Origin of the sequence: Pseudomonas sp. Z4-20 (genome assembly GCF_051131955.1) — a bacterium.
Lineage (GTDB): Bacteria > Pseudomonadota > Gammaproteobacteria > Pseudomonadales > Pseudomonadaceae > Aquipseudomonas > Aquipseudomonas marvdashtae.
In genome coordinates this window covers 2,332,056-2,344,220 of sequence record NZ_CP071641.1, presented here as the reverse complement: position 1 = coordinate 2,344,220, position 12,165 = coordinate 2,332,056, and the positions used below count along the sequence as shown (strand labels likewise).

The following is a 12,165-nucleotide window of genomic DNA, read 5'->3' as shown; positions in this document are numbered from 1 at the left end:
ACAGATATGAATAATGACGAACGTCTCCACCACAAGGTCATGCGGTACGCGGAAGCAGAAATTCAGGCCATATTATTGGGTCATGGAGCCACACTATTTCGCTATGATCAGTTGATGGCGATGCTAGGGGGCTACGTGCATTGCAATATGATAAGCCAATCAGAAGCGGACGAAATAAGAGGCGATGCCAGAGTAGCTTTTGATAACTGCCTGTTTCATTGACGATCAGCGGCAAATCGGACCTAGACTGCGCGAGGACGCGGTCGTACGCGCCTAAGCGTCAGCGCTTTACTCTTAGGATTAACGCCGGTGCGCTCCTGCTGAAACTGGTTAACCCAGCGGCGCAACGCGAGCTAGACCACACCAAGTGAGCGGCTGGCTTCGATATGGCTATCGCCTTGATCGAGCACAATGCCTGCGGCTCGCGTTTGAATCACTGAAAGGAACGACGTTGTTTGGTTACCTGACACCTCTAGCTGGCGAGCATTCTCGCCTAAATGGATGTCCGGAATCATTAGATCGCTACACACAGCCTGTTGCCGGCTTGAGTGCAAGCGTGAGGAAGCCGCCTGCTTCGCCATGCAGTGGGAAAATGGTCGTGATATCAAGCTGAAATTTACCCTTTACAGGGGCCAGCATCGCGCTGTCAGATGTTAGAACCTTCACCGCCTCGGCGCAGTCCGATGCTGTGTCTTTGCTCAGATGAACCGCCTGATGACAAACGCACTGGTATTTTTCGCGACCCTTATCGGTATGGAGGGTTTTGCATTTCTTGCGCACAAATATGTGATGCACGGCTGGGGCTGGGGCTGGCACCGATCCCATCATGAACCCCGCACCGGCTGGTTGGAGAGAAACGACCTGTACGCGATCGTGTTCGCGCTGTTCGCCATCGTGCTGATCGCGCTTGGCACACAGGGCATCCGCCCACTGGAATGGATAGGGGCCGGGATGACGGCTTACGGTTTTTTGTACTTTCTGGCCCATGATGGGCTAGTCCACAAACGCTGGCCGTTGAAATATGTCCCTCGCACCGGTTATCTCAAGCGTCTGTATCAAGCGCACTTGATGCACCATGCGGTGTCGGGCAAGGACCGCTGTGTCTCATTCGGCTTTCTCTATGCCCCAACTACCGCTGCGCTTCGGGCTCAGTTGCGCGATCTGCATGGTGGGCCTCTTCACAAGAATGATCCGGACGTTGCCACAGGCTCGGCGAACGCTCGGGCCAGTGACGCCCGCGAGCAGTAACGGCGCGGCACAGGCCGCTGAGCACCAGCCGCAACTTGTCGACCTTTGAGGTCGATGCCCGCGTGTCCCAGGCATGCTCGCCCCGTCTTGCGACCTTGATGCCAATCTGCCGATAGACACCCGACGCAGTCGCCACCGCCCACGCAGAACGCCACGGCAGTGCGCTTAATCCCGCCTCGGCACTGGCGTAAAAAGGGTCGGCCGTCTGCACCAGCCGTTGCGCGAGAATGGCCAGGCCGGGCCGATACTGAACGTCGGCGAGTGACGCTTCGGGGATCGAAAGCTCATCCAGCCAGTCGCGTGGCAGATAGCACCGGCCGACGGCAGCGTCTTCGACGATATCGCGGGCAATGTTGGTCAGTTGAAACGCCATGCCCAGATCGCAGGCTCGGTCCAATGTCCTCTGGTCGCTGACACCCATGACCTGGGCCATCATCAGCCCGACGACCCCGGCCACGTGATAGCAGTAGTCCAAGGTATCGTTGACGCTCTGATAACGGCGCTGATGTACATCCATCGCAAAACCCGCCAGATGCTCCAGGGCATAGCGCTCCTGAATGCTGTGTTTGGCCACCACCTCTCTGAACGCTGCGAAGGCTGGGTGCTGCACAGGCAACCCGGCGTACACCGCCCGAGTCTGAGCGGTAAGGTCGGCAAGGCGCCGGTCAATGTCAAACTGACTCAACACGGTCGCCGAATGCCCCGCCTCCTGGCCGTCTATCACGTCATCGCAATGCCGACACCACGCATAAAGCATCACGGCGCTAGCCCGGGTCGAGGGGTCGAACAAACGCGAGGCTGCGGCAAAGCTCTTCGAGCCCACGGCAATGCTGCGTTCGGCGTGCTCCAGCAGGACCCGGTGCTGATCTGCATCGCGACTCATGAATGCAGATCCTCCAGCATCAAACCTGCCGTGGCCTTTGCCGAGCCGATGACACCGGGCACGCCCGCACCGGGATGAGTGCCCGCGCCTACCAGGTACACGTTGCCAAGGCTCGCGTCGCGGTTATGAGGCCGGAACCAGGCACTCTGCCAGAGGACCGGTTCAAGTGAAAACGCCGACCCCAAATGCGCATTCAACTCATTGCGAAAATCATTCGGGTTGAAAATCCGGCTGGTCACCAGATCGTCCCGCAAGCCGGGCATGTAGTGTTTCTCCAGATACGCGAAAATGCGATCCCGGTAGCGTGAGCCTTCCACCTCCCAGTCGATGGGCGCGTTACCCAGATGCGGAACCGGCGAGAGTACGTAGTGGCTGGAGCAACCCGGCGGGGCCAGACTCGGGTCCGTGACGCAGGGAGCGTGCAGGTAGAGCGAGAAATCCTCAGCCAGCTCAACGCCATTGAATATCTCGTGAATCAACGCCCGGTAGCGCGGCCCGAAGCAGACCGTGTGATGCTGAAGCTGGGGTTGCGGCCGCTTGAGGCCGAAATGGATGACGAACAGGGAATTGCTGAAACGCTTGCCTTTGAGGCGCGCGCTTTCCTTGATGCCACGGGCATGGCCGCCCAGCAGTTGCTCATAGGTATGCACCACGTCAGCATTGGAAGCGACGCAGTCCGCTTGCAGCAGGCGACCGTTCTTCAAGCGCACGCCGCTGGCTTTGCCCGCTTGCACCTCGATGCTGGCGACATCGGCATTGAGCTCCACACGCCCGCCGATGTCTTCGAAAAGCCTGACCAGCCCATGCACCAGCGCCCCCGTCCCCCCCTTGGGAAACCACACGCCCCATTCGCGTTCCAGCGCATGGATCAAGGTGTAGATCGATGAGGTGGCAAACGGATTGCCGCCCACCAGCAGGGAGTGAAACGAAAACGCCTGGCGCAGCTTTTCGTCTTCGACAAACTCGGAAACCATCGAGTAGACGCTGCGCCACGCCTGCAGCCGAGCCAGCTGCGGCCCGGCCTTGATCATGTCCCGAAACGACAGGAACGGCACGGCGCCCAACTTGAGATAACCCTCGCGAAAAACCGCCCTTGAGTACGCCAGAAACCGCTGGTAGCCCTGCACATCCTTGGGATTGAGCCTGCTGATCTGACGGTCCAGCTCGGCCTGATCGTTGGCATAGTCAAACTGCGTACCGTCCTCCCAGCACAAACGATAGAACGGCGAGACCGGCAGCATCTCAACGTAGTCCCGCATGGTTTTGCCTGCCGCTGCGAACAATTCTTCGATGGCCGTAGGGTCGGTAATCACTGTCGGCCCGGCATCGAAAGTAAATCCCTCGTCGTGATACACATAGGCGCGGCCGCCGGGCTTGTCGCGTTTTTCCAGCAAGGTGGTTTGCACACCCGCCGCCTGCAGCCGGATTGCCAGTGCCAGGCCACCAAAGCCGGCGCCGATCACAATCGCACTTTTTCCCTGGGTCATGCTCGATCCTTGTAATGCCGAGGCAGGCAGCGAAGTGCCGCATGCATGGCCTCATTAATGGGAACAGGCGGCTTGCCGATCAGCACCCGGAGCTTGTCTTGCAAAGTGCTGTCGCCCGAATAGAAACGCCTGATCAGCCCCTCGGGCAGCCCGTAAAAACGCTGCATCACCCGCCAGCGGTCCTGGGGTTTGCCTGCCAGGAACAGCATGCGATTAAGCAAACGGTAAAACCCCTGGCGCCGCCACGCCTGCTCGGCGAATGCGCGAATGCCAAGGTATAAGGCGTCCGCTTGCAGGTTCTGTTGGCGGGCGAACCAGTCCGCCAGTTGAACCGCCAGGGGCAACGAATAACCCGTTGTGCAATGGCACAAACCGGCTCGCAAACCGGAACGCGGCTGGCCGGCCGCCTCGCGCCAGAAGCCGGAAAAGTCGCCTGCCAGGGTGATCGGCAACACGCCTTGCTCTTCGCGCAGGCAGCGAGCAATGGTCCATCCGCGATCTTGCACATAATCACGGATATGCTCGCGCAGTTGCTCTGAAGAAAAGCTCTGGCGGTCAACATAGTGGGTGTCCTCCACCAGCACCGTGTCGGCTGAAAACGGCAAGACGTAGACGAAACGATAGCCCTGCCTTTGAGCCAACCGGGCGTCCATGATAATCGGCGCGTCCAGCCCATGAGGGGCCTGTAGCTGCAGCACCTGGCCCAGAAACGCCTGTTGACCCAGCACCAGGTGTTCGCTGTGCCGGACGCCACGCCCGTCAATGACGGCCTTGGCCTGCAACTGCTCGCCGCCCTCCAGCAACAGCGAGGTCGGGGTGACCTGCTCAATCCGCTGTGCCACACGCAACCCTGCCCGCCCCCCTTCGCTGAGCGCGGGTTCGATCACTTGGGCAAAGCGTTCCGAGGTGATGCTGGCGTAACCGCTGTTCAGCCGACGCGAACGCCCCGGGAAATGCACATCGTAGGCGGGCCAGGTTTTCACCACCAAGGGCCTGATCCATTGATGCTGCTCTGCCGTCAAGTCCGAGTCGTGAAAGGACCAGGTATGGTTACCACCGATCCGGGCTTGCTCTTCAACGCAGAGCACCTGTAGCTCAGGGCGCAACTGCTTGAGTCGCCAGGCAATCAACCCATTGGCCAGCCCACCACCGGTAAGGATCAGGTCATAGATCATGCCACCGCCTGCGTCAGCACAGGTTTACCGCTGCGCACCGCCGCCTCGATGATGTCAGCCGCTTTGCGGGTGCCACCGGCGTGCTGCAACTCAGCCGCCATCCGCTGCAAAGGCTCTCGTGGAAGAACAAACAGCCGGGCCAGCCCATCAGCAATGGTGGCGGCACTCGCCCAGCGGTTTAGCTTCAGGCCCAGGCCTCGGTAGCTGACACGCGCCGCCACCCCCGGCTGGTCAAAACCGATGGGCATGACGAGCATCGGCGTAGTGGTGGCAATGGCATCCATCACGGTGTTGAGACCTCCATGGGTCACGACTACATCGGCGTGTTCAAGCACCGCTTGCTGGGGGGCGAACGCAGTGACCCAGGTCGCGCCACCCTCGAGAAGCATGCGTTCCTGGGCCGAATCGAGCCCGCCGCAATGGGCGACCAACAGCTGCGCGTCCAAGCGGCGGCAGGCCTTTGCAATCCGCCGGAACATACCCAGGCGCCCGCCCTGCAAGGTGCCCAGGCTGGCAAAGACGAAGGGTCGATTTTTATCAATCTGCCACTCAAAAGCTTCGCCGCCTGGCGAAGGTTGCCCGGCACTCGAAAAAGGCAGGCGCAACGGTCCTACGGCATGGAAATGCGCGGGCTGCTGCGTACGAGGAAAATCAAATCCTGCAAGGGTCTGGCTGATGTGGGCAAGCGGTGAAAGGCATTCATGCAGCGCATCGCGAGGCTTGATGGCAAGCTGTCGACATGCACCTCGCAACACGTCTCCCAGGGGTCGCATCAGCCAATCGTAAACCTGCTGGCTACCGGCGTACATGCGTAGGCTACGTTCGTCGCTGCCGTAGGCAAACGGCATCACCGGCAGCGGCAAGCCAGGCTCGCGGTTGACCGGCAACGCGCAAGCCACCGAGACATAAGGCAGGCCCAAGGCCTCGGCGACCAGCCCACCGGCAGCTTCCATCTGATCGCAGAGCAGCGCATCGACCTGTCTGTAAGCCAGCGCTGCGGGTAATTCTTTACACAGCATGCCTGTGGTTGCACACATATCGGCAATGACCCGCCGCAAAGTCAGCGGGTTATTCGAGCTGGCCGCGCGCTGCAACGAAGCGTCCAGGCTGCCCGGCGGATGGCTGCCAGCAACCGTCGCATGAAAACCGATACGCGGATCACCCAGCCAACGGCGCGCGTCGGGCTGCTGGAAGAACGTGACCTGATGCCCACGGTTCAACAGTTCTACCGCCAGCGCCTGAAAGGCCTGGAAGTGGCTATGGAACGCCGGGGTCACCACGCCGAAATGGCTCATGAGCGGTCGACCGACGAGAGTAATCTGGCTTGACGCAATGCCGCCAGATCTGCCGAGCCCGTACAAAAACAGGCAATGCGCAGCTGTTTTATGATGATGTTGAAGTGCTCGATGACCGACGCTGTCGATACCGTCGCATTGCGCAGCACTCCCGCCGCCTGCCCCACCAGGTCAGCCCCCAGACACAGCGCCTTGGCTACATCCACGCCATTACGAATGCCGCCGGATGCGATCAGCGTCATGCCGGGCAACGCCTCACGCACGCTGACCAGGCTGGTGGACGTCGATATGCCCCAATCGGCAAAAGCCATCGCCACCTCTTTATCGGCGGGGCTGCTGGCGCGCTCAGCTTCCACCGCCGCCCAACTGGTGCCGCCGGTGCCCGCCACGTCGATCACGCGGACCCCGACATCCGCCAGGGCCACCGCCACCGATGCCGATATGCCCGCCCCGACTTCCTTGACGATCACCGGCACGCCGACACTTTGCACGGTCAATCCGATAGCATCCAGCACACCTCGCCAATCCCAATCACCTTCGGCCTGAACGGCTTCCTGCAACGGGTTCAGATGGATGATCAAAGCGTTCGCCTGCAAGGTCTCCACGGCGCGGCGCGCCAGTTCCTGGCCATCTCTTTCCAAGAGCTGTGCCGCGCCGATATTGCCCAGCAACGGGATATCGGGAGCCAGCCGCCGCAACTCACGGGTCAAGCCCTGATCGTTGCCGCTGCGCAGCCCGACGCGCTGCGAACCTACGCCCATGGCGATACCAAGCTCTTGGGCGGCCTCGGCCAGATGGTGGTTGATCGCTGCAGAACGCTGCGCCCCACCGGTCATGGAGCTGATCAGCAAGGGCGCTCTGAGGGGGATCCCAACCAGCGCGCTGGTGAGGTCAATGCCGTTCAGGTCCAGCTCCGGCAACGCACAATGCTCGAACTGAAAGGCATCCAGCCCGCTGCCGCCACCCTGTCGTGGGTCATGACGCACACCACGGCCGTCCAGCACGATATTAAGATGATCATCCTTTCTCCGACTCAGGGGGTGCTCAGTCATGGAAGCTCCAATTCGGTTGAATCATTTTGCGGCGCGCGTGGTCATTGTGTTGAGCCAGGTTGTACAAGATTAAGATGCTAGTACAAGTTACGTACAATAATGACTATAACTGAGGCACTGGTTATTCAAAGTCGTTCAGAGTTTAAGACGCATCACGTGGCCAGCCAGCAAGCTGATCACCCTTCATTGATCACCCTTAAAGCAAAGGTCAAGACCGATGGCAATCGAGCCTGACGCAACCGTCGAATTTGGGTTTACCGAACTCCTGAAAGATGTGCGCGCGGCTATTGAACAGCGTCTGGACCAATTGCTGCCCAGCAGCAGCGACGAGCGGGATCTGGTCGCGCTTGCCATGCGTGACTCCACGCTGGCGCCCGGCAAGCGCATGCGGCCGATTCTGTTGATACTCGCTGCGCAAGGCCTGGGACACGGCGGCGATCAGGCACTGGACCTGGGCTGCGCCGTGGAATTGATCCACGCAGCGTCACTGGTGCTGGACGACATGCCGTGCATGGATAACGCGCGATTACGCCGTGGGCGTCCGACCGTGCATTTGAAGTTTGGCGAAGACGTGGCGATTCTTGCCGCCGTTGCCCTGCTCAGCCGCGCATTCGGGGTTGTTGCCGGAATTAGCGATCTGACCCCGGCGATCCGCATGCAACTGGTGGAGGTGATGGCCAATACCGTAGGCATGCAGGGGCTGGTCAAGGGCCAGTTCAAGGATTTACGTGAAGGCCAGCAAAACCGGGGCCCCGAGGAAATTGCGCTGACCAACAACCTGAAGACGGGGGTATTGTTTAGCGCGATCATGGACATGGCCTGGCTGATCAGTGATGCAAAAGCGAGCACACGCCCGATCCTGCAGAACTTCGCCATGGAGCTAGGTCAGGCGTTCCAGATGTATGACGATCTCAGGGATCATTGCCCGGACAGCGACAAGGATCAAGGCAAGGACGAGGGCAAGTCGACGTTCGTTGCGCTTTACGGCGAGCAAAAAGTCCGCGAACAGCTTAAGGCTCACCTCGTCAACGCCGAAAGCCATTTGCGGGAAGTCTACGGCCCTTCTCCAATGATCATCGGGTATATGCGGATGATCTTCGAAAAAGCGCTGCGACAACGTAGCGCAAGACCGTAGGGCTTACTTGGCCCGCTCGGCAATTGCTTGTTTCAATTTTTCGGCGTCTGCAAAACGCTGCTCACTGACGACCGCGCCATTGTTCAAGGCAAGCCACTGAACGGTATCCCGGTCGCCGCCATAGCGGTTGGCAACCCTGCCGTCCTGGTCCAGCATGATTCTGTATTTGGCCGAACGCATGGCCGGTACCGCCACTATCTTGATCAGTGAAGGCATCTTCTCGATATCCGCTACGTACACAATGTGGCGCGCTTCCAGGTAGCCCTCCGGTTGACCTTCCATCACCGCATCCAGCAACTCTGCGGCCGACATGCTGCGCGCTATCAACAGCACTTGAGCGCTGTCGTTCAAGGTATACGCCTTATCGTTCTGATCCAGCAGGGTCCACTTCACCACCGGTTGGTTTGAATCCTTGGGTTGATTCAGAACTTTTGATTGAGCTGAATCCTGCGCCAACACGTTAAAGCTTAGTAGTACACCGATCAGCAAGATCATACGCCGCATGATTTCGAACCTTATTCAGGGAAAGTCAGGGTGTGAAACGCAGGCGCCATCCTACGCCAGCCCGGCTATGACGCTCCACCGCCTTAACGCTGTTCTTGCCTGACCTGCTCGCAACGCACTGACGCCGAGTGTCTGCCTTACGCCATTGATTCAAGATCCGCCGCTGGGGCGCACGCTATGCCAGATGGTGCGGCTCAACGCGCGCCAGATACGCCGCCTCGTCACCCAACGTAATCAGACTCGAAATCAACGCTATGTCTTACCAGCAGAGACACCCACATCTCCCGGCAGTGATGAGCTCTGCATTTGACTAGCATGATCTTTCTGATCGATGACTCTCTCAGTCTTGTGGAACGAGTGCTCTTCGTCCGCCGCCGAACTCACTGTGACGTTTTCGATGGCAGCCATGGCAATCTTAGAATGATAGAAGCGGACTAAGGACGGCTGGCTCATCAAGGTAAGAGCAATGTCACCTAGCCGTTAGCCAATATTCGAGAAAAGCAACACGCCGGTCTACTTTAGAAGGGTATCAAGGGCCAAACAGGGGCGCTTCTGGCTAACCATTTGATTCCCCCACAGCCAATCGGACGGCAAAACAATCTCACACCGCCCATACACGCCGACCTAGTAAAAATTTCTGACATCCGCCACAGAGACACGATCTCTGTCGTAGGGCTGTAGGAGACATCGAAGTCCAGCGACATATGCTGTCGCCCCCGTAAAGCAATCTTGCAGCACCGAAGATTGCAGGACGTCGCCATGCTCATGTCGCTCCCTGTCACCCTCACCTGCCCCAGATGCTCCTGCAAAACCACCGTCTTGCCTTGGTGTGATTCACGACCGACCGTTTAGCCGCCTCCAACATGCTGCCCGGTTTGCCATGACCTACCGCTTGAATACCGGAAAGCGACCCACAGAGGTGCTAAAAGCGCGTCTGGAACAATTTCTGACCCTGAACAATCAAGTAGAGCGCGACACATCTTGCCGCCTCACTGAAGACAATATGTAGTGGTCAACTAATCCCGGACACGACGTTAAGTTTTTCCTCGGCCCGCGCTGGGGCCAACCCATCGTTGAATTGATGAGGCCTAATCCAGTTGTAGCGATGCATCAAAAAATGGCTGATATCGCGCTGTGCTTCCTGCGCAGTTTGATAGCCCACGGTCGGTATCCATTCTGTTTTCAAGCTGCGAAATACGCGCTCCATCGGTGCGTTATCCCAGCAGTTTCCTCGTCGGCTCATGCTCTGTCGCATGCGGTATCGCCACAACCGCTGGCGAAAGAGTCGGCTTGCATATTGCGATCCCTGGTCCGAGTGGAATAGCAGATCCGAAGGCCTGCCACGCTGCTCGTAAGCCATATCCAGCGCTTTGATCACCAGCTCAGCGTCTGGCTTTTCCGACAGCGCCCAGCCCACGATCCGACGCGTACAAAGATCCAGGACGACAGCCAGGTAATGCCACTTTCCTTGCGCCCAAATGTAGGTGATATCGCCGCACCAAACTTGATTGGGCGCTGGCACGTCGAACTCGCGGTTCAATGTGTTCGGGATATCCAGTCTTTCTACTGTTGCTCGTTTGTAGGCATGGGAGCCGGGTTGTTTGCTGACTAAATCAAGCTCGCGCATCAAGCTGCGCACTTTGAATCGACCGATCTGCTCACCGTCTTCACGCATCAGCGACAGGATGCTGCGACTGCCCGCAGAGCTGCGACTTTGCGAGAACAGCCCACTGACGCGACTTCGCAATCGAAGCCGTTCAACATCGGGCGTGCGGCGCCGCAGGCGCTGGGCGTAGTAACACGAGCGCGTGACGTCAAGTACCTTGCACAGCCAATCAACCGGCTCATGTGCACTCAACTGGTCAATCAGCGCGAACGCTCGTGATCTTCCGACATCAAGAGCGCGGTAGCCTTTTTTAGTATTGATTTCTCTCGCTCAAGCCGAGCAATCCGGGCTTCCAGCTCCTGAATTTTTTGCTGTTCCGGAGTCAGAGCCTTACTCTGCGGGGTGATGCCTTTATGTTCTTTCTGAATCTGGTCAACCCAGCGGCGCAATGCCGACTCACCAATGCCGAGTGAACGGCTGGCTTCGATGTAGCTGTAGTTTTGTTTGAGCACGAGGTCGGCAGCCTCGCGTTTGAATTCAGGAGTAAAGGAGCGGCGTTGTTTGGTCATCTGACACCTCGATCTGGCGAGCATTCTCGCCTAAATGGGTGTCCGGTTTCATTAGACCACTACAATATGCCATGCCTCTTCATAGCCTTCCTTCGTTCGAATGTGTCGGTTTTGCTTACCAATCTGATTCCATTGACGCTATGGGTCTGTACTTTGCGCGCCCATACGATTTCGCATCAGGCAATAGTGCCTAATTGTGGAGTTTGTCATGGGTACACTGAATCTACCGCCGCGTCTGAAAACGCTCGGCATAATAGCGGTTATGACTGTCGCATCGCAGGCTGCACTCGCAGCTCCGGCCAACCAACATCAGCAGGCAGCCGGCTTTTACCGGCAGATGGTCGGCAACACCACTGTGACTGCTGTATACGACGGCTATATCGATCTGAACCCGAAGCATCTCGCGGGCATGTCGCAGGAAAAGATCCACGAGCACATCCTGCATGAGTATCAGAAGGCGGCTCCGTTCGTACAGACGGCGGTCAATGCCTTTCTTGTCGATGACGGGAAACAGTTGGTGCTTATCGACTCGGGTTCGTCTGATTGCTTCGGCCCCACCATGGGGCGGATGGTCGACAACATCCGTGCTGCCGGTTATAGGCCCGAAGAGGTTGATGCAGTGCTGCTGACGCATATGCATCCTGATCATGCCTGCGGGGTGACGCTGCCAGGCGGCAAACGAGCCTTTACTAACGCAACCGTCTGGGCCGCAGACCGAGATGCGAAGTACTGGCTCGACGTAAAGCAGGAGGGCTCGTTGCCTGAGGAGCAGCGCCCGTTCTTCAAGATGGCGCGCGATGCAATTTCACCTTATTCAGATGTAGGAAAATTCAAAACCTTTAATGAGGGAGACTCCATCACCCCAGGAATTCAGGTCGTGCCGTCAAATGGTCACACCCCTGGCCACACGTCGTACCTGCTCAGTTCGGGAGACGAAAAGCTGCTGCTTTGGGGCGACATTGTGCATGTGCATTCTGTGCAATTGCCGCATCCGGAAGTAACCATCGCGGTGGACGTCGATCCCAAAGCCGCCGTTGCATCTCGCACACGGCTGTTCGCTGAGGCTGCCAGGGAGCGCTGGTTGGTGGCCGCGGCTCACTTGCCCTTTCCTGGTATTGGGCATCTGCGTAAAGAAGAAAAAGGCTACAGCTGGGTGCCCGTTGAGTACCGAAACCCTGTTACCTTTGAACCCTGAATAGGCGCCCGCGGAG

At 58.5% G+C, this 12,165-nt stretch carries 11 protein-coding genes and 1 pseudogene; 4 read left to right on the top strand and 8 right to left on the bottom strand.

All coding sequences use genetic code 11. The features are described 5' to 3' along the window. Positions 1-6: 6 nt before the first annotated feature. A complete protein-coding gene (locus tag J3P82_RS10965) occupies positions 7-222 on the top strand; it encodes a hypothetical protein (RefSeq protein ID WP_434563001.1) in 216 nt (71 codons plus the stop codon). A gap of 56 nt (positions 223-278) precedes the next feature. Here J3P82_RS10965 and J3P82_RS10960 read toward each other — a convergent pair. Then, positions 279-437 (bottom strand): annotated as a pseudogene (locus J3P82_RS10960) (transposase); the annotation flags it as partial. A 265-nt stretch (positions 438-702) separates the two neighbouring features. Here J3P82_RS10960 and J3P82_RS10955 point away from each other — a divergent pair. Further along, positions 703-1,248 (top strand): sterol desaturase family protein, encoded by a 546-nt coding sequence (locus tag J3P82_RS10955; RefSeq protein WP_434562999.1) that lies wholly within the window; start codon positions 703-705, stop codon positions 1,246-1,248. On the opposite strand, the gene J3P82_RS10950 is transcribed toward J3P82_RS10955, so the two are convergent. The 5 genes from J3P82_RS10950 to fni are packed head-to-tail and all read right to left on the bottom strand — an operon-like array spanning position 1,130 to position 7,140. Beyond that, positions 1,130-2,131 (bottom strand): phytoene/squalene synthase family protein, encoded by a 1,002-nt coding sequence (locus J3P82_RS10950; RefSeq protein ID WP_434562997.1) that lies wholly within the window; start codon positions 2,129-2,131, stop codon positions 1,130-1,132. The genes J3P82_RS10955 and J3P82_RS10950 overlap by 119 nt on opposite strands. After that, complete coding sequence (locus J3P82_RS10945; RefSeq protein ID WP_434562995.1) at positions 2,128-3,618, bottom strand: phytoene desaturase; 1,491 nt, start codon at positions 3,616-3,618, stop codon at positions 2,128-2,130. The genes J3P82_RS10950 and J3P82_RS10945 overlap by 4 nt, the downstream gene beginning before the upstream one ends. Then, positions 3,615-4,793: a lycopene beta-cyclase CrtY gene (gene crtY / locus J3P82_RS10940; RefSeq protein WP_434562993.1), complete on the bottom strand. Its 1,179-nt coding sequence runs from the start codon at positions 4,791-4,793 to the stop codon at positions 3,615-3,617. Before crtY ends, J3P82_RS10945 begins: the two co-directional genes overlap by 4 nt. Then, positions 4,790-6,088 carry a glycosyltransferase gene (locus J3P82_RS10935; RefSeq protein ID WP_434562991.1) on the bottom strand — a complete coding sequence of 433 codons (1,299 nt, stop codon included), beginning with the start codon at positions 6,086-6,088 and terminating at the stop codon, positions 4,790-4,792. Before J3P82_RS10935 ends, crtY begins: the two co-directional genes overlap by 4 nt. Next, a complete protein-coding gene (gene fni, locus J3P82_RS10930; RefSeq protein WP_434562989.1) occupies positions 6,085-7,140 on the bottom strand; it encodes a type 2 isopentenyl-diphosphate Delta-isomerase in 1,056 nt (351 codons plus the stop codon). The genes J3P82_RS10935 and fni overlap by 4 nt, the downstream gene beginning before the upstream one ends. 217 nt (positions 7,141-7,357) lie before the next feature. Here fni and J3P82_RS10925 point away from each other — a divergent pair, with 217 nt between their 5' ends. Continuing rightward, positions 7,358-8,275, top strand: coding sequence for a polyprenyl synthetase family protein (locus tag J3P82_RS10925; RefSeq protein WP_434562987.1), 918 nt, complete (start codon positions 7,358-7,360; stop codon positions 8,273-8,275). Positions 8,276-8,278: 3 nt separating this feature from the next. Here the strand turns inward: J3P82_RS10925 and J3P82_RS10920 are convergent, their stop codons facing one another. Both J3P82_RS10920 and J3P82_RS10915 read right to left on the bottom strand, forming a co-directional pair. Continuing rightward, entirely contained in the window at positions 8,279-8,779 is a 501-nt protein-coding gene (locus tag J3P82_RS10920) for a hypothetical protein (RefSeq protein ID WP_434562985.1), read from the bottom strand. A 1,012-nt stretch (positions 8,780-9,791) separates the two neighbouring features. Then, positions 9,792-10,954 (bottom strand): IS3 family transposase gene (locus J3P82_RS10915; protein ID WP_434562983.1). Its coding sequence is split into 2 segments (ribosomal slippage): positions 9,792-10,699 and positions 10,699-10,954, totalling 1,164 coding nucleotides; the frame shifts between segments, so codons are not numbered across the junction. Between the two features lie 208 nt (positions 10,955-11,162). On the opposite strand from J3P82_RS10915, the gene J3P82_RS10910 reads away from it, so the two are divergent. Then, positions 11,163-12,149 (top strand): MBL fold metallo-hydrolase, encoded by a 987-nt coding sequence (locus J3P82_RS10910; RefSeq protein ID WP_434562981.1) that lies wholly within the window; start codon positions 11,163-11,165, stop codon positions 12,147-12,149. Positions 12,150-12,165 lie beyond the last annotated feature (16 nt).